The sequence below is a fragment of the Bacillus cereus group sp. BceL220 genome (genome assembly GCF_051776965.1).
Classification (GTDB): domain Bacteria; phylum Bacillota; class Bacilli; order Bacillales; family Bacillaceae_G; genus Bacillus_A; species Bacillus_A cereus.
This window is the reverse complement of the sequence record NZ_JBPWBC010000003.1, coordinates 194,139-212,095: the sequence shown is the minus strand read 5'-3', so window position 1 is coordinate 212,095 and position 17,957 is coordinate 194,139. Positions and strand designations below refer to the sequence as shown.

Sequence of the window (17,957 nt, the reverse complement as noted above, 5' to 3'; positions counted from 1 at the left end):
AGCTACACCTCCACATCATACGGTTCATAGTCTTTTCTAAGCGGATATCCTACCCAATCCTCTGGCATTAAAATACGCGTTAAATTCGGATGCCCTTTAAATACAATGCCTAGCAAATCGTACGCTTCTCTCTCCGGCCAGTCAGCCCCTTTCCAAAGCGCTGTCACAGACTCGACTTGCGGCGCTTCCCGGTCTAGTTTTACCTTCACCGCTACCGATTGTTTCTTGCCATATGAAAACAAATGAACATACACTTCCATATGTGTCACAAAATCCGTCGCATGTAGCTCTGACATATAATCAAAAGCAAGTCCCTCATGGAATCGCAGTGACTCCATCACTTCATAATATTTTGCGGGATCCACCACAAGAGTTGGCACATCCTTTGACAATTTATTAATATAGGAATCTACTAATGCACCCTCTCCTAACTTCTCCCTAATAGCCTCAACATACTGATTTAAATGCGGTTGATTTACGGACGGTTCTTCCTGCTTTGGCTCATCCTCTTTCTTACCTTCAGCTCCCTTTGTCTTCGCTCTTGCAGCCGCTGCTGCTTTCGCTTTTGCCGCTGCAATTGCCTTGGCCTTTTCATCTCCCGAATCCCCATTACCTTGCGAGGCTTTCTGCTTCGCCAATGCTGCCGCTTTTGCCTTGGCCACCGCCTTCGCCTTGGCTTTCTCTTTTTCTTCTTCCGTTACTTCTTCTGTCCCTTCTCTTTTCTGTTTCGCTAACGCTGCCGCTTTTGCTTTTGCAGCTGCTGCCGCCTTCGCCTTGGCTTTCTCTTTTTCTTCTTCCGTTACTTCTTCTGTCCCTTCTCTTTTCTGTTTCGCTAACGCCGCCGCTTTTGCTTTTGCAGCTGCTGCCGCCTTCGCCTTGGCTTTCTCTTTTTCTTCTTCCGTTACTTCTTCTGTCCCTTCTCTTTTCTGTTTCGCTAACGCCGCCGCTTTCGCTTTTGCTGCCGCTGCTGCCTTTGCCTTCACTTTCGCTTTTTCTTCTTCCGTTACTTCTTCTGTTCCTTCTCTTTTCTGCTTCGCTAACGCTGCCGCTTTTGCTTTTGCTGCCGCTGCTGCCTTCGCCTTCACTTTCGCTTTTTCTTCTTCCGTTACTTCTTCTGTTCCTTCTCTTTTCTGCTTCGCTAACGCTGCCGCTTTTGCCTTGGCTTTCGCTTTTTCTTCTTCCGTTACTTCTTCTGTCCCTTCTCTTTTCTGTTTCGCTAACGCCGCCGCTTTCGCTTTTGCTGCCGCTGCTGCACGTCGTTTTGCTTCTTCTATAGTAATATCATCATTTTTTGGTAGCGCTTTCTCTTTTTCTCGATCTTCTGCCTCAAGCTCACTTATTTCCGCCCCGTGTTTCGCTACAAGGCGTTTTCTCGCTTCTTCTTTTGCACGCCTAGCTGCTTCTTTTTTCAGATCCTCTAAATCTTTGTTTGGATTACTCATTTATTCGTCACCTGCTTCCCGGTCTTTGCTTCGTAACGAATTTTTTCTTTTAATTTATTAATTCCATAAATTAAAGCAGCCGGATTTGGGGGACAACCAGGAATATACACATCAACTGGTACGATTTGGTCTACACCTTTCACAACAGCATATGAATTTACATACGGACCACCTGCTGTCGCACAAGATCCCATAGCAATAACCCATTTCGGTTCAGGCATTTGATCATATAAACGCCGAACAATAGGAGCCATCTTCTTCGTTACTGTTCCCGATACAATCATGACGTCCGATTGCCTTGGTGAAGTTCGAAAAAATGACCCAAATCGATCTAAATCATAATGTGATGAGCCTACTCCCATCATTTCAATTGCACAGCACGCCAGTCCGAATGTCATCGGCCATAAAGAATTGCTCCTCGCCCATCCTTTCAACTGTTCCAATGTAGAAAAAAAGATATTTCGTTCTAATTCTGCTCGCTCATTTGGATGTAATTCCTCAAAATTTATAACCATTGTAACACCTTCTTTTTCCAAGCATACGCTAATCCAACTAGCAACATTACAACAAAGATGAGCATCTCAATTAATGCAAATAAACCTAGCTTGTCATACGCAACAGCCCAAGGATATAAAAATAAAGTTTCTACATCAAAGATCACAAACAATAAAGCGAAAATATAATAACGAGCATGAAACCGAATATTTGCATCGTGAAAAGGCTCAATTCCACTCTCATACGTCGTCGCCTTTGCTGCACTTGGTTTATTTGGGCGCAGCATCCTTCCTAATGTAAGAGCCACTACCGGCAGCAATATACCTAATAGCAAGAAAATCAAAACGATCATATAACTATTTTCATATACACTTGCCATTGTGAAACCCTCCCCCCTAAATTAAGAACAAGTTCACATAGTAAACAATATGTCCTAGTTGCAGTAATTATTATTTTTAAATTTTTCTAAATAATGCAACTATTCTAATCATTATAGCAAACTTCAAATTCCTATGTCGATATGTTGGGAGACAGAAACAAGAATTATTAAAATCTATCTTTACAACTTGCTATAATTGTGCAAAATAAATATAAAACTTATATATGCTTTTCAAGGAACCGTAGGTGATATAAATGAAAAAACAAACACATGTAAGTATTCTTATAAGCATTGTATTGCTGTCCATAACGCTTCACTACGTAGCGATGCCTTTTCTATATGAATACTCATTTCCTTTTCAGCTATTAATCGGAACGAGTACCCTATTAATTGATATTATCGCTTGTAGTTATATTCTTTACTTTTCAAACATGAAAGAAGGGCTACCTCGTTTATTTTGGATCATATTATCTGTTGGAGCTCTCTCTTATTTTATCGGTGATATAGTCGTTGCCTATCAGCGTTTAATTGTAAAGGACTTCTATACGTTCGTTGATCCGTCTGATTTTTTTTACTTACTTTTTTTAGTTAGTTTTGCCTTTGCCTTTCTATACGAAATCATTTACAACCGAGATTTATTAGAAAAACTTTTTATGCTATGTGATATTTGTATTATCGTTACAGCCCAATTTACTTTAAGTTACTACTTACTTATTGAACGAACCATTCACATCTTTACAACATCCTATATCGACATATTTGTTCAACTTACCTATCCAATGGCTGATTTACTCTTTCTCTTAATAGGAATCAATCTTTTATTCAAACCACTATCCTTATTACCTAAAAAGGTTGGTGCGCTTCTTGGCAGTGCTTTAATTTTATATGCTACTACCGATGCGATTTATGCTTATATAAAATACTTCATACCAGAGTATTCTATGTTTACAGTTACTCCTTTCTATCAAGTAACCTTAGTACTAGTAGCAATTGCCTGTATTCTCCATACAAAAGAACCTGAAAAACAAGAACAAGTACTACTAACACTTAAAATTGGTGAAGCAATCCGATTATCATTACCGTATATTTCGGTAGTAATGCTTATTGTTTTTATATTAGTCGAATACGTTTTTGCGCCTATTATAGTAATCGGACTGATAATAACTTTCTCTTTCGTTCTCATACGTCATAGTTTAGTTCGAAAACAAAATAAAATATTATTGCTAGCTCAAATGCAATTCAACTCAGAACTCGAGAAACAAATTGAACTACGTACAGAAGATTTAGTAGAACAGAAAAATGAACTTTATCATAATCAACAAATGTTTAAATCTTTATATGAGCATCATCCAGATCCAATCTTCACATTAGATTTGTACGGTAATTTTCTCAAAGTAAATAACGCTGGTACTACTTTACTCGGTTATCAAACGAATGAATTATTAAACCAGCCTTACTATTCACTCATATACGAAGAAGATTTAGAAGAAATGATTAACGCCTTTCATCGTGTAAAAAAGGGATATTCTATCTCTTTAGAAATACGGGCGTACCATAAAAACAGAGATATTTACTACTTGCACGTTACCGCCGTACCGATCTTTTTAAAGGAAAAAATTTCTGGAGTTTATTTAATGATTAAAGATATTACGGAAAGCAAACAACAACAAGAACAAATTAATTTCCTAGCATACCATGATACTTTAACAGAGCTTGCAAATCGTCGTGCATTTCATAAACATTTAGAACAGGCAATTGCACGAGCAAAAGTATCGAAAAAGTCTTTTGCTGTTATGTTTCTCGACCTAGACCGTTTTAAAGTTATTAATGATACCCTCGGTCATCGAGTAGGAGACCTATTGCTTATCGCAGTAGCAAAAAGGCTCGAAAGAATATCAACATCAAATATGAAACTCGCGCGGCTAGCTGGAGATGAGTTCACAATCCTTATCGAGAATTACAAAAAAAAGCCAGATGTCCAAAAAATAGCTGATATGATTGTAGCGGCCATGAATGAGCCATTTGAAATCGAAAATCAACATTTACAAATCTCACCGAGTATCGGAATTGCAATATATCCTGAAGCAGGTGAAGATCCACTATCCATTTTGCAGCATGCTGATATGGCCATGTACGAAGCAAAGAATAAAGGAAAAAACGGTAGCTCTCTTTACACGAAAGAACTATATAAAAAAATGGAGCGAAAAGCTCGAATTGAAAAAGATTTGCCAATCGCTTTAGTAAACAAAGAATTTTATCTCGTTTATCAACCACAAATTGATACGACAACAAATAAAATTATCGGTGCTGAAGCTTTAATACGGTGGAAACACCCGCTATTAGGTGACATTTCACCATGTGAGTTTATTCCAATTGTAGAAGAGACGCCACAAGTAGTCCCACTTGGACATTGGGTATTACAAGAAGCTTGTCTCCAATTAAAAATATGGCATACCTTTGGCTACCAAAATTTAAAAATAAGTGTTAATTTATCTGCAAAAGAGTTCCGGCAAGATCAATTAATCGAAAACATTTCACAAATATTAAACGACGTGCAAGTCGATCCAAAATATGTAACCCTTGAGTTAACAGAAAGAATTGCAATGATTGACGAGAAAGAAACGTTATTAAGACTGAAGCAATTAAAAGAATACGGTATCCAAACTTCCATTGATGACTTCGGTACTGGGTATTCTTCTCTTGCTTATTTATCAATTTTTCCAATCGACACATTAAAAGTACCGAGAGAATTTACACAATTAGCTGATCATCGTCCTGAAGAACGAGCCATCGTTTCTACAATCCTTTCCCTCGCAAATACTTTAAATCTTTCAGTCGTTGCCGAAGGAATTGAAACCGAAAAACAGCTTAAGTTTCTGCAAAAACATAAATGTAAATATATGCAAGGTTACTATTTCAGTAAACCACTTACTAGCAATCAATTTATAAAGTTTCTACAAAAAACCCCCAGTATGAACAAATAATTCATACTGGGGGTTTTATAGTGCTAAATATTTTTCTCATAATATTCTTCTGCGATCTCTTCATAAAAAGCCGCAGATGTTGTGTAGAAATATGGAATTAACCATAAGAATCCAATCCCTAACGTAATACAACTTAATATAAACCAACCGATAAAACTTAAACATAAAATAAAATACTCCATCTTATGTCCATCCATCATACGACGACTTTCTGTAATAGCTTGGTTCAGTGAATACTCAGGATGATCATTTATAATAAAGTATGTCATCGCATAAGAAAATGATTTAATAATACCTGGAATAATGAACAATAACGTCCATAAGAAAAGATAAAGATTTACTAATAAATATAATAAAAATGATTTTAGAAATCTCTTTCCCTCTGAAAACCAAATGAATACATTACCGATACTAGCTTGATTTTCACGAAGGATATTTAAACCAAGGTAATATCCACCTAAAGTTAACGGTCCAGTAACAAAAAATGTAAGAATATTCGTTGAAAGTGAACCATTTGTTTTTTGCCAACCGAAAATTAAAGAAAATCCCCAATCAACACTAAAACTAAAAGCCGTGATAAGAATTGAAATGAGCAGTGTAGCTCCAACAGCTAATCCCCATTTCCCTTCTAATGAATCTAGTGCTTCTCCTTTTAGATCACTAATCATGCGTAGCCTCGCCTCCTATACACAATAATTCTATTAGTATAGCATGTTCCTATTGAAATTCACCTTTTGAAATGTAGCGATAAAAGTGTGCTGTCGTTGTACTCATATACGGACTAAGCCAAAGAAATCCTATTCCAAAAGTAAGAAGCGCTAAAACAACCCAGCCTATGAAGCTCAGCCATAAAAGAAACAAATCTAACTTATGACCCCTCATAAGATTCTTACTTTCCTTCATCGCCTGCGAAACACTATATTCTGGATTTTCAATCATCACATAGTACGTCAGTGCATAAGAAAAATACATCACAATCATACCAACAATTGAAATTGCTAATAGTACGAAGAAAGCTATTGTAAACGACAGATTTCCTTCTTCACCTAAGAATATGAATAAACCTGTTAACAACATCGGAATCCATGTACCTGTATATAACAAAATCGCAAGCATTGCCCACATTGTTTTCATCATTCTTTTAAAACCACGGAATCCTTCAAACAAGTAATCTACTTTAGCATCTTCTCGTTTACTAATTTGTAGAAACACATTCGTGTAACCGTATGAGGTAATACCATAAGATGCATTACTTAAAATAATCATTATGCAATAGAAAATCCCAAATGTAATAGCTGCTCCAATTGACATCGTTTCCGCCTCAACTGACCCAGCTAAGCTAACAACTAAGAAAAATATAATAATTCCTGGAATTAAAAGTATAAGCATTGCAGCCATCGAAACGACATAACTTAAAATAAAATATAAAATCGTTGATCCAACACCTAGCCCCCATTTCCCCTTTAAAGAGTACAATGCTTCTCGTTTCATTTCACCGATCATTGATTCATCCCCTTCATAAAATATAAATTGTTGTACACTTCTACTTATACAAGCATCAATATAATTATACCAGTTTTGTAAAATTATCCATAAAATACACAAAAAAATCCGTAAAGGCAAGGCCCTTACGGATTTTTTTACTTCATATCAGAAACATTTAAACGGTTCACAGCACGTTGTAATGCCATTTCTGCACGTCTAAAGTCAACATGTGCTTGTTTGTCTTGCATACGTTGCTCAGCGCGACGCTTCGCTTCATTTGCACGATGGATATCGATATGGTTTGCTTCTTCAGCAGATGATGATAATACAGTTACTTTATCTGGACGAACTTCGATAAAGCCACCACTTACTGCTACATAATCAGTGTGTCCACCATTTTTCAGACGAACTGCACTAATTTTTAATGGTGCAACAGTTGGAATGTGACCTGGTAAGATCCCCATTTCCCCACTCTCTGCTTTTACACTTACCATTTCTACTTCTTTTTCGTAAACCGGTCCATCAGGAGTTACAATACTGACTGGAAATGTCTTCATACTTCGTCCCTCCTAAGGCCTTACGCCATCATTTTCTTCGCGTTCTCAATAACTTCTTCAATGCTACCAACAAGGCGGAATGCATCTTCTGGAAGGTCATCATATTTTCCTTCTAGAATTTCTTTGAAGCCACTAACTGTATTTTTTACAGGTACGTAAGAACCTTTTTGACCTGTAAACTGCTCAGCTACGTGGAAGTTTTGAGATAAGAAGAATTGAATACGACGAGCACGATGTACAACTAACTTATCTTCTTCAGATAACTCATCCATACCTAAGATAGCGATGATATCTTGAAGTTCTTTGTAACGTTGTAAAGTTTGCTGCACTTGACGTGCTACTTCATAATGCTCTTCTCCTACGATTTCTGGAGAAAGTGCACGAGATGTAGATGCTAATGGATCTACGGCTGGGTAAATACCCATTTGTGTTAAACGACGCTCTAAGTTTGTTGTTGCATCTAAGTGAGCGAATGTTGTAGCTGGTGCTGGGTCAGTATAGTCATCGGCTGGTACATATACCGCTTGGATAGACGTGATAGACCCTTTATTTGTAGATGTAATACGCTCTTGTAATTGACCCATTTCTGTTGCAAGTGTTGGCTGGTAACCTACCGCAGATGGCATACGACCAAGAAGGGCAGATACTTCAGAACCCGCTTGCGTGAAACGGAAGATGTTATCGATGAACAGAAGTACGTCTTGTCCTTGCTCATCACGGAAATGCTCAGCCATTGTTAAACCTGTTAATGCAACACGTTGACGTGCTCCAGGTGGCTCATTCATTTGTCCGAATACCATCGCAGTTTTCTTGATTACGCCAGAATCGCTCATTTCGTGGTATAAGTCATTACCCTCACGAGTACGCTCACCTACACCAGCGAATACAGAGATACCACCGTGCTCTTGTGCGATGTTGTTAATTAATTCCTGAATTAATACTGTTTTACCTACGCCGGCACCACCGAATAGACCGATTTTACCACCCTTAATGTAAGGAGCAAGTAAGTCTACTACTTTAATACCAGTTTCAAGAATTTCTACTTTAGTAGATAATTCTTCGAATGCAGGTGCTTGACGGTGAATTGGATCACGGTGTACATCCGCAGGAAGTTCACCATCTAAGTCAATTGCATCACCTAATACGTTGAATACACGACCAAGTGTTGCATCACCAACTGGTACAGAGATTGCTTTACCAGTATCTTCTACTTCTGTGCCACGAACAAGTCCATCTGTGGAAGACATCGCAACTGTACGAACTGTATCATCACCTAAATGAAGTGCAACTTCAAATGTTAAGTTCATGCTTCCGTTTTCGTTGCTTTGTTTTACCGTAAGGGCGTTGTAGATTTCTGGTAGCTTTCCGCCATCAAACTTAACGTCTACAACCGGACCCATGATTTGCGTAACGCGCCCTTTATTCATCGGGTTCCCTCCTAGCTTTCTTTTAATTAGCCAGCTCTCTAAGCGAAGTCGGCTTTTAATTTTTTATTAGTTTAGCTTACGCGACTCTTTTGAAAGAGCCGCTTCCACTTTTTATTGAATCTAGTTCCAGCGGCTAGAACAGTCGGTCATTTCGCGCCTTCCTGTGAGGCAAACTACGCCTCTTCGTCAGGAGCTCCAATGCCCTCCTGTTCTGGACGAGCCGCTTCCACTTTTTATTACTATTCTAACGCTGCTGCTCCACCAACGATTTCCGTAATTTCTTGCGTAATCGCTGCCTGACGCGCACGGTTGAATGAAAGTGTAAGTGAATCGATAACTTCCATTGCGTTGTCTGTAGCACTCTTCATTGCTGTCATACGCGCTGCGTGCTCACTTGCTTTACCATCTAGTAATGCACCGTACACTAAGCTTTCTGCGTATTGTGGCAATAATACTTTTAAAATTTCTTCTTCAGAAGGTTCAAATTCATAAGCTGTCGTCGGTTTGTCAGACGCCACATCAGTAAGCGGTAAAATTTTATTTTCCGTTACTTCTTGTGAAATTTTACTTACGTAATGGTTGTAGTAAATATACAGCTCATCATAAGCACCATCTGCGAACATCGCAATTGCTCGAGAAGCAAGATCTTTAATATCAGTAAATGATGGGTGGTCAGATAATCCAACTACTTCATCAATGATGTTAAAGCCGCGACGTTTTAAATAATCACGTCCTAGTCGTCCAAGTACAATAATTGAATATTGATTTGAATCCATATTATGACGTTCACGAATTACGTTACTTACTGTACGTAATACGTTACTGTTATAACCACCTGCTAGTCCGCGATCAGATGTAATAACGATGTATCCTGTACGCTTTACAGGACGCGCATTTAGCATTGGATGATTAATTCCTTTACTTCCTTGCGCAATGCTCGCTACTACTTCTTGAATCTTTTCCATATACGGAACGAAAGATTTAGCATTTTGCTCTGCACGGTTTAACTTAGATGCAGATACCATCTCCATCGCCTTCGTAATTTGACTCGTTTTCTTTGTCGAGGTAATCTTCGCTTTTATATCGCGTAAAGATGCCACAGGTTTTCACCACCTTTTTTCCGGAAGTTGGCACGATTAGTAAGAATCCTCTTCCTAATCTACGTTGCAAGATATTCTTGCTCATGATTGAAGGAAAAGAATAGGTGCACCTACTCTTTTCCTTTACATAACCGTCAGCAATCTCAGAGTCTGAGATGCCTTATATATTATCTAGCGTCGGCGGCTTGTACGAGCCGCTTCCGCTTTTATTAATCTAGTTCCGCCTCTTAGCCGATGGGGCTGAACAGTCGGCTTCACTTTTATTATTATTCAGAAGCTACGAATACTTTTTTAAATCCGTTAATTGCTGCTGCAAATTTGTCGTCATCCGCAAGTTTCTTAGTTGTGCGGATTTCTTCTAATAAGTCAGTCGCATTAGAATCTAACCAAGCATGGAATTCTTCTTCGAAACGAGTGATATCTACTACTGGGATATCATCTAGGAATCCACGTGTTAAAGCGTAAAGAATGATAACTTGTTTCTCTACACGTAACGGTTTGTGTAATCCTTGTTTTAATACCTCAACAGTACGAGCACCACGGTTTAATTTCGCTTGAGTTGCTTTATCAAGGTCAGAACCGAACTGAGCGAACGCTTCTAACTCACGGTAAGATGCAAGGTCAAGACGAAGTGTACCTGATACTTTACTCATTGCTTTAATCTGAGCAGATCCACCTACACGAGATACAGAAGTACCCGCATCGATCGCTGGACGTACGCCAGAGAAGAATAGGTCAGATTGTAAGAAGATTTGTCCATCCGTAATAGAAATTACGTTTGTTGGGATGTATGCTGATACGTCCCCTGCTTGTGTTTCGATGAAAGGTAGTGCAGTTAAAGAACCGCCGCCTCTTGCATCACTTAATTTTGCTGCACGCTCTAATAAGCGAGAATGTAAGTAGAATACATCCCCTGGATAAGCTTCACGACCTGGAGGACGACGTAATAGTAATGACAGCTCACGGTAAGCCGCTGCTTGTTTTGATAAGTCATCATATACTACTAATACGTGTTTACCATTGTACATGAACTCTTCACCCATTGTTACACCAGCATAAGGAGCTAAGTATAATAATGGAGCTGGTTGAGAAGCAGATGCAGTTACAACGATTGTGTACTCTAATGCACCGTGCTTACGTAGTGTTTCTACTACGTTACGTACAGTTGATTCTTTTTGTCCGATAGCTACATAGATACAAATCATATCTTCATCTTTTTGGTTAATGATTGTATCAAGTGCAACTGCTGTTTTACCAGTTTGACGGTCACCGATGATTAACTCACGTTGACCACGGCCAATTGGTACAAGAGCGTCGATCGCTTTAATACCTGTTTGAAGTGGCTCATGAACAGATTTACGATCCATTACACCTGGTGCTGGACTTTCGATTGGACGAGTGTTTGTTGTATTGATTGGGCCTAAACCATCAACTGGTTGACCTAATGGGTTTACAACACGACCAATTAGTTCTTTTCCTACTGGTACTTGCATGATGCGACCAGTACGACGAACTTCGTCACCTTCACGGATTTCTGTGTAAGGTCCTAAAATGATAATACCTACGTTGTTTTCCTCTAAGTTTTGTGCTAGTCCCATAACGCCGTTAGAGAACTCTACAAGCTCACCAGCCATAACGTTATCAAGACCATGAGCACGCGCAATACCGTCACCAACTTGGATAACTGTACCAACATCACTAACTTCGATTTCAGACTGATAGTTCTCGATTTGTTGCTTTATCAGTGCGCTAATTTCTTCAGCTCTGATGCTCATGTGCTTCACCCCTATCTATTCTTCATTAATTCACGCTGAATACGTGCTAATTTTCCTTGTAAACTTCCGTCATAAATGCGATTTCCAATGCGTACTTTAATTCCGCCTAGTAAATCTTCATCTACAACATTTTTCACGCGAATTGCATCTTTTCCCGTTCTCTTTGCAAATGCTTCTGCAATGTTAAGCTTCTCTTCTTCAGATAGAAGACGAATAGAATATACAGTTGCATCCGCTACGTTACGTTCTTCATTAGCAAGAACAACATATTCATCTGCAATTTCAGGTAAGATATCAATACGCTTGTTATCAATTAAAATATATAACGTATTTAAAATTGATTCAGAAACAGATCCGAATACGTTTGCAAGAAACGTTTTCTTCTGCTCTTTTGAAATGTTCGGTTGCGTTAAAAAGCTATGTAGTTCTCCGTTCTTTACATAAACGTTTTGTACAAGGCGTAATTCTTCTTCAAACATTTCTAATACGTGTTTTTCTTTTGCAATTTTAAAAAGAGCGACAGCATAACGTTTTGCTACAATCCCATTGCTCATCGCGCTTCTCCTACTTCTTTAATATAATCGCGAATTAACTTAACTTGATCTTCTTCTTTTAATTCTTTTTCAATTACTTTAGAAGCAATTTGAACAGATAAAGAAGCGACTTGTTCTTGTAAAGCAGCAATCGCTTGCTCTTTTTCGCGTTGAATTTCTTGTACAGCAGATGCTTTAATTGATTCTGCTTCTTCTTTCGCAGCAGCAACAATAACATCCTTTTGATCTACAGCTTGTTTTTTCGCTCTTTCGATTAACTCTTGTGCTTCAACACGTGATTGTTTTAACATTTCACGTTGTTCTTCTACTAACTTCTTCGCTTCAGCGTTACTTCTTTCTGCAGCGTCGATTTCATTAGTAACATGCTCTTCACGTTCTTTCATAATTCCCATTAAAGGACCCCACGCAAATTTGCGTAGCATTACTAATAGAATTAAGAAAATGAACAATGTATAAGCAATCGTTCCAAATGGAATGGCAGCTCCTAATAATAAAGTTGGCACAAGGATTCACTCCCTTCAAAATATCTAAATTGATCATATGAAAAAAAAAGACATACGTTTCGTTCATAAAGCAATGGCGAAGAAAGTTCGGAAAAACACTCTTCGCCATCTATGTAAGGGGAGTCTCCCTTATTTGTTCATTACGATGAATGCAATAACTACACCGATGATTGGAAGTGCCTCAACTAAAGCAACCCCGATGAACATAATTGTTTGAAGTGCGCCTTTTAATTCTGGTTGACGAGCAACACCTTCGATTGTACGTGATACGATAAGACCGTTACCAATACCTGCACCTAATGCTGATAAACCAATTGCAATTGCAGCTGCGATTACACCTAAACTCATTTAATTTGTCCTCCTTTGTATTATAAAAAAATAAATTTTTTCTTACTTAAATTATATTAATGGTCATGACTTACTTTATGAGCCATATAAACCATCGTTAACATAACGAAAATAAATGCTTGGATTGATCCAACGAATACACTGAATCCCATCCATGCTAACATTGGTACAAGCGCACCTAATGCTCCAAGGAATGATGCCCCGCCTAACTTAGCAAGTAATCCTAATAAGATCTCACCTGCATAAATGTTACCGAATAAACGAAGACCTAACGTTAATGTGTTAGCAAACTCCTCAATAACCTTTAATGGGAATAAGAATTTCATAGGTTGGAAATAACCTTTAACATACTCTTTCGTACCCTTCATCTTAATTCCATAATAATGGGTGAGGGTAACTACCATCACGGCTAATGTTAATGTAACTGCTGGATCAGACGTTGGTGACCTCCACCATGCAATATGTTCGCCAGCTTCAGTTGCTGAATACATGAATGGTAAACCAAGGAAGTTCGATACGATGATAAACATGATAAGCGTAACGCCAAGCGTTAAGAAACGTCCACCTGTTTTCCAGTCCATCGTACTATTGATAATCCCTTTCACGAAGTCAAACACCCATTCCATGAAGTTTTGCATCCCGGTTGGGCGAAGGGCTAAGCTGCGAGTTCCGATAACAGCGATTAAGAAAACAATAACTGCTGCTACAGTAACCATCATAACTGATGACAAATCGAACGTTAAACCTAGAAATTCAACTAATTTACCGTGTTCCACTAGTAATTCACCTCTCTTCCCTGCTCTTATACTCTAAATAAAGAAAATCTATGATCATGACAAGGTATCCTGTCAGCAATCCTACACCTAAGCCCCACATCGCAATTAACTCTTGATATTTGGCTGCAAATAAAATTAATAACCCAATCGTGGCGAATCTTGAATATGTACTTACAGCTGTCGCCTTAAACTTCACGTTTTCTCCATTTGTTACGCGATCTAACAGCTTGTCTGTTCTACGTGCAATGATGCGCAAACTAAGAAAACTGAAAATCGTTCCGATAATCAGCCCAAGAAATACATCCTTGTAAGAGGTAAATCCCCATCCTAGCACTAGAAGCGCAAGCAAGTAGTACATATATTTCTTTTGTCTTTGGACAAGTCCATGTACGTCTATCATCATTGCTCTCCCGAATAGTAATGTCGAATGAGTCGAATCATTGCGTATACCCCTGTTCCTAACCCGAGTAATAACCCTATAATAAGAAACAATGGAAACGTTCCAACCTTATTATCAATCCACTGCCCACCAAAGATTCCAACAAGTATAGAACCGACTAACTGAGCAAGAATTCCTGACATTAAAGCATATGCTTTTATATGGCTGCGATCGTTTTTTTGCAAGGATTCATCCCTCCAATATGTAACCCTCATTCACGATGTGTTAATAATAACTCATTTTTTTGCATAAATCCTATACAAAACAAAAAGTTTACATTTTCGTCACGGAATAGATGTAATTTTGTCACTGAAAGCCCTACCATCTATCCCCGTTGTTAGCATACAATAGGGTATTAACAGTGTCAACGAGAAATCGTAAAAAATCTAAAAATTTGAGTATTAGGCATTTCCTCCCAAAAATGAAAACGTTCCCCTTCTAAATACTGGTTACATATATGCAATTTCTAACAGTTTTCTCTTTATAATAGAAGGAAATGTTCACAAGTTTGTCACTATTATATTTTCGAGATATAACGCTTTTCTTCCATAATATAGTGTTCCTCAGACGTAAGACTTCTATATTATATGTGATGTGTATGCAACTTATGTTGTATATACGATGTATATTTATCCTCCCCCTCCCCTACTTGCTTGCAGCAAAAAAAAAAACGAGTAGGGGAATCTCCCCTGCTCGTCAGTTGTCTTACTTCGTTCCGAATAAACGGTCACCAGCATCACCAAGACCTGGTACTACATATCCGTGGTCATTTAATTTCTCATCTAATGCTGCTACATAAATATCAACATCAGGATGTTCTTCTTGTACTACTTTTACCCCTTCTGGAGCTGCAACGATACACATTAATTTAATTTGTTTCGCACCGCGCTTTTTCAGAGAGTTAATTGCTTCAGCCGCAGAACCACCTGTTGCTAGCATCGGATCTAGTACGATAAAGTCGCGCTCTTCTACATCCGTTGGAAGTTTCACATAGTATTCTACCGGTTGCAATGTTTTAGGGTCACGGTATAAACCAACGTGTCCTACTTTTGCTGCTGGAATTAATTTCAGAATTCCATCAACCATTCCTAAACCTGCACGTAAAATCGGAATTAAACCAAGTTTTTTACCAGCGATCACTTTTGTTGTCGCTTTGCTTACAGGCGTTTCAATTTCGATGTCCTTAAGCGGAAGGTCGCGAGTAATTTCGAAAGCCATTAAGCTTGCTACTTCGTCCACTAATTCACGAAAATCTTTCGTACCTGTATTCTTATCGCGAATATATGTAATCTTATGTTGAATTAACGGGTGATCAAATACATACAGTTTTCCCATGTGAATCTCTCCTTTAGATGATATTCATGCGTTTGCACGCTTTTTTACACTATTTACGATTGTAAAGAAAACGCTACTAATATTCAAGGGCAAATTTGGCAAAATCATGATTTTACGATGAATCTATCTAGTATCTTTACCAATTATGGGAGCTGTATCCTTCATTATATCGCCAAAATTTATTCATCATTTGTATACATACTTTAAAAATAATATATGTCCACAAAAAAGACCGCCAAAACAATTAAGTCTCGGCAGTCTTCTTCAATCTATTATAGATTTGGATACATTGGGAATTTGCTAGTTAACGCTTCTACACGCTTACGTACTTCTTCTAATGCAGCTTCATTTTCATGATTTTTTAATGTATAAGCAATAAGTGACGCAATTTCATCCATTTCTTCTAAACCGAAACCACGAGATGTTACAGCTGCTGTACCGATACGTACACCACTTGTTACAAATGGGCTTGCTGTTTCAAATGGAATTGTATTTTTGTTCACTGTAATACCAACTTCATCTAATACGTGCTCTGCTACTTTACCTGTGATTTCTAAGTTACGAACATCAATCAAGATTAAGTGATTGTCTGTTCCGCCAGAAACAAGTGTAAGTCCTTCTTTTTGAAGACCTTCAGCTAAGCGGTTCGCATTGTTAATGATATTTTGTGCATATGTTTTGAAATCATCTTGAAGTGCTTCACCAAACGCAACAGCTTTTGCAGCGATTACGTGCATAAGTGGACCACCTTGAATACCAGGGAAGATTGATTTATCAATTTGTTTTGCAAATTGCTCTTCACATAAAATCATACCACCACGCGGGCCACGTAACGTTTTATGTGTTGTCGTTGTAACGAAATGTGCATGTGGTACTGGATTTGGATGTAAACCAGCAGCTACTAAACCAGCGATATGTGCCATATCAACCATTAAATAAGCGCCCACTTCATCTGCAATCTCACGGAATCGCTTGAAATCGATAACACGAGGGTATGCACTTGCACCTGCAACGATTAATTTTGGTTTATGTTCTTTCGCTTTTGCTAATACATCATCGTAATTAATACGGTGAGAGTCAGCATCCACGCCATATTCTACGAAATTATATTGTACTCCACTGAAGTTAACAGGGCTTCCGTGTGTTAAGTGACCACCATGAGATAAATTCATACCAAGTACTGTATCGCCTTGCTCTAAAATCGTGAAGTATACTGCCATGTTCGCTTGTGCACCAGAGTGTGGTTGAACATTTACGTGCTCTGCGCCGAAAATTTCTTTCACGCGATCACGTGCGATATCTTCTACTACGTCTACGTGTTCACAGCCACCATAATAACGTTTTCCAGGATATCCTTCAGCATACTTATTCGTTAAAACAGAACCTTGCGCCTCCATTACTGCTTCACTTACGAAGTTTTCCGAAGCAATTAACTCAATCTTCGAACGCTGTCTTCCTAGTTCTGCCTCAATTGCAGCAAATACCTTTTCATCTTGACGTTTTAAATGATCCACCAAAATCCCCCTTTTCTGAACGAATTACATCAATTCCCAACAGTTTTTTCTTATTTATTCAGAAAAAACGAAAATTCAGGTTGTAATTCTTTCGAACCTTCATGTTTTCAACTACATTCTAACATGACTTTCTATATCATAAAAGAAAAAAAAGACCGAAAATTGGTCTTTTCTTTCTTCTACTATAAAGTCAGACAACATACCTTTTATCTTATGATAAACAGCTACTATATGACTTCCTAATTTCTCATATTTAACTGCAAGTGGTAGTCTCTTCCGCCACCGCGTAAACAGCACGTGCTCCACCTATTAGTTTTCCACGTGTTTTGGCCATCGTTACATGTGCACTTCCAATTGCCTTCACACTTGTACGAACCGGAACAGCTACATGTTTTAAATGCATACCAATAAATGTATCACCAATATCCATTCCTGCATCTGCTTTAATAAACTCAACTACTACCGGATCTTTCAAATTGTGATACGCATATGTCCCCAATGCACCACCTGCTGATCTAACAGGCGTAACTGTTACAATTTCAAATTGATATTTTATCGCTACTTCTCTCTCAACCACTAAAGCACGGTTTAAATGCTCACAACATTGAAACGCTAATTCAATACCTGTTTGCTCTTGAAATTGTTTTAACTCAGAAAAAATCGCCTCTGCTACTTCCATCGTTCCTGATGTTCCAATTCTTTCGCCTAGCACTTCGCTCGTGCTACAACCCACTACAAAAATTTGACCGCTTTGTAATGAAGCTTGTTCTTGGAAATCAGAAAGCGACATTTGTAGCTGTTCTCTTACCTTTACGATTTCTGTCATTACGCCTCTTCCTTTCAC

The 17,957-nt window shown here is 38.3% G+C and carries 20 protein-coding genes; 1 reads left to right on the top strand and 19 read right to left on the bottom strand.

What is annotated here, in order from left to right; genetic code table 11:
* Positions 1-2: 2 nt before the first annotated feature.
* From ACS2FK_RS10115 to nuoA, 3 genes are read right to left on the bottom strand one after another with little or no spacing between them, the layout of a single operon-like run.
* A complete protein-coding gene (locus tag ACS2FK_RS10115) occupies positions 3-1,442 on the bottom strand; it encodes an NADH-quinone oxidoreductase subunit C (RefSeq protein ID WP_202836858.1) in 1,440 nt (479 codons plus the stop codon).
* On the bottom strand, positions 1,439-1,957 hold the full coding sequence (nuoB, locus tag ACS2FK_RS10110) for an NADH-quinone oxidoreductase subunit NuoB (RefSeq protein WP_000236331.1): 519 nt from the start codon (positions 1,955-1,957) through the stop codon (positions 1,439-1,441). Before nuoB ends, ACS2FK_RS10115 begins: the two co-directional genes overlap by 4 nt.
* Positions 1,948-2,316: an NADH-quinone oxidoreductase subunit NuoA gene (nuoA, locus tag ACS2FK_RS10105; RefSeq protein ID WP_000179273.1), complete on the bottom strand. Its 369-nt coding sequence runs from the start codon at positions 2,314-2,316 to the stop codon at positions 1,948-1,950. The genes nuoB and nuoA overlap by 10 nt, the downstream gene beginning before the upstream one ends.
* A 254-nt stretch (positions 2,317-2,570) precedes the next feature.
* On the opposite strand from nuoA, the gene ACS2FK_RS10100 reads away from it, so the two are divergent.
* Positions 2,571-5,300 carry a putative bifunctional diguanylate cyclase/phosphodiesterase gene (locus ACS2FK_RS10100; protein WP_063549159.1) on the top strand — a complete coding sequence of 910 codons (2,730 nt, stop codon included), beginning with the start codon at positions 2,571-2,573 and terminating at the stop codon, positions 5,298-5,300.
* A 23-nt stretch (positions 5,301-5,323) separates the two neighbouring features.
* Here ACS2FK_RS10100 and ACS2FK_RS10095 read toward each other — a convergent pair whose 3' ends face one another.
* The 16 genes from ACS2FK_RS10095 to ACS2FK_RS10020 form a co-directional block, all read right to left on the bottom strand.
* A complete protein-coding gene (locus ACS2FK_RS10095; protein ID WP_023523558.1) occupies positions 5,324-5,968 on the bottom strand; it encodes a DUF975 family protein in 645 nt (214 codons plus the stop codon).
* A gap of 49 nt (positions 5,969-6,017) precedes the next feature.
* The gene (locus ACS2FK_RS10090; RefSeq protein ID WP_063549161.1) at positions 6,018-6,803 is read right to left on the bottom strand and encodes a DUF975 family protein; all 786 of its coding nucleotides are present in this window, start codon (positions 6,801-6,803) and stop codon (positions 6,018-6,020) included.
* A gap of 137 nt (positions 6,804-6,940) precedes the next feature.
* Positions 6,941-7,342, bottom strand: a complete 402-nt coding sequence (atpC, locus tag ACS2FK_RS10085; RefSeq protein ID WP_000847215.1) for a F0F1 ATP synthase subunit epsilon — start codon at positions 7,340-7,342, stop codon at positions 6,941-6,943.
* A gap of 20 nt (positions 7,343-7,362) precedes the next feature.
* Positions 7,363-8,769, bottom strand: coding sequence for a F0F1 ATP synthase subunit beta (gene atpD / locus ACS2FK_RS10080; protein ID WP_001032596.1), 1,407 nt, complete (start codon positions 8,767-8,769; stop codon positions 7,363-7,365).
* A gap of 239 nt (positions 8,770-9,008) precedes the next feature.
* Positions 9,009-9,869 (bottom strand): F0F1 ATP synthase subunit gamma, encoded by an 861-nt coding sequence (gene atpG / locus ACS2FK_RS10075; RefSeq protein ID WP_000157703.1) that lies wholly within the window; start codon positions 9,867-9,869, stop codon positions 9,009-9,011.
* Positions 9,870-10,135: 266 nt separating this feature from the next.
* Positions 10,136-11,644, bottom strand: coding sequence for a F0F1 ATP synthase subunit alpha (atpA, locus tag ACS2FK_RS10070; protein ID WP_000027521.1), 1,509 nt, complete (start codon positions 11,642-11,644; stop codon positions 10,136-10,138).
* A gap of 11 nt (positions 11,645-11,655) precedes the next feature.
* Positions 11,656-12,198: a F0F1 ATP synthase subunit delta gene (gene atpH, locus ACS2FK_RS10065; protein ID WP_000064682.1), complete on the bottom strand. Its 543-nt coding sequence runs from the start codon at positions 12,196-12,198 to the stop codon at positions 11,656-11,658.
* Entirely contained in the window at positions 12,195-12,701 is a 507-nt protein-coding gene (atpF, locus tag ACS2FK_RS10060) for a F0F1 ATP synthase subunit B (protein WP_001142615.1), read from the bottom strand. The genes atpH and atpF overlap by 4 nt, the downstream gene beginning before the upstream one ends.
* 129 nt (positions 12,702-12,830) lie before the next feature.
* The gene (atpE, locus tag ACS2FK_RS10055) at positions 12,831-13,049 is read right to left on the bottom strand and encodes a F0F1 ATP synthase subunit C (RefSeq protein ID WP_000052064.1); all 219 of its coding nucleotides are present in this window, start codon (positions 13,047-13,049) and stop codon (positions 12,831-12,833) included.
* A 56-nt stretch (positions 13,050-13,105) separates the two neighbouring features.
* Positions 13,106-13,825: a F0F1 ATP synthase subunit A gene (gene atpB / locus ACS2FK_RS10050; protein WP_000399870.1), complete on the bottom strand. Its 720-nt coding sequence runs from the start codon at positions 13,823-13,825 to the stop codon at positions 13,106-13,108.
* A 7-nt stretch (positions 13,826-13,832) separates the two neighbouring features.
* Positions 13,833-14,225, bottom strand: a complete 393-nt coding sequence (locus ACS2FK_RS10045; RefSeq protein ID WP_000567600.1) for an ATP synthase subunit I — start codon at positions 14,223-14,225, stop codon at positions 13,833-13,835.
* Positions 14,225-14,449, bottom strand: coding sequence for an AtpZ/AtpI family protein (locus tag ACS2FK_RS10040; RefSeq protein WP_001171223.1), 225 nt, complete (start codon positions 14,447-14,449; stop codon positions 14,225-14,227). The genes ACS2FK_RS10045 and ACS2FK_RS10040 overlap by 1 nt, the downstream gene beginning before the upstream one ends.
* 26 nt (positions 14,450-14,475) lie before the next feature.
* Entirely contained in the window at positions 14,476-14,589 is a 114-nt protein-coding gene (locus tag ACS2FK_RS10035; protein WP_000232962.1) for a DUF4024 domain-containing protein, read from the bottom strand.
* A 380-nt stretch (positions 14,590-14,969) separates the two neighbouring features.
* Positions 14,970-15,599 carry a uracil phosphoribosyltransferase gene (gene upp, locus ACS2FK_RS10030; RefSeq protein WP_000517539.1) on the bottom strand — a complete coding sequence of 210 codons (630 nt, stop codon included), beginning with the start codon at positions 15,597-15,599 and terminating at the stop codon, positions 14,970-14,972.
* Between the two features lie 272 nt (positions 15,600-15,871).
* Complete coding sequence (gene glyA / locus ACS2FK_RS10025) at positions 15,872-17,113, bottom strand: serine hydroxymethyltransferase (protein ID WP_000349806.1); 1,242 nt, start codon at positions 17,111-17,113, stop codon at positions 15,872-15,874.
* A gap of 253 nt (positions 17,114-17,366) precedes the next feature.
* Positions 17,367-17,939, bottom strand: a complete 573-nt coding sequence (locus ACS2FK_RS10020) for a TIGR01440 family protein (protein WP_000136377.1) — start codon at positions 17,937-17,939, stop codon at positions 17,367-17,369.
* Positions 17,940-17,957 lie beyond the last annotated feature (18 nt).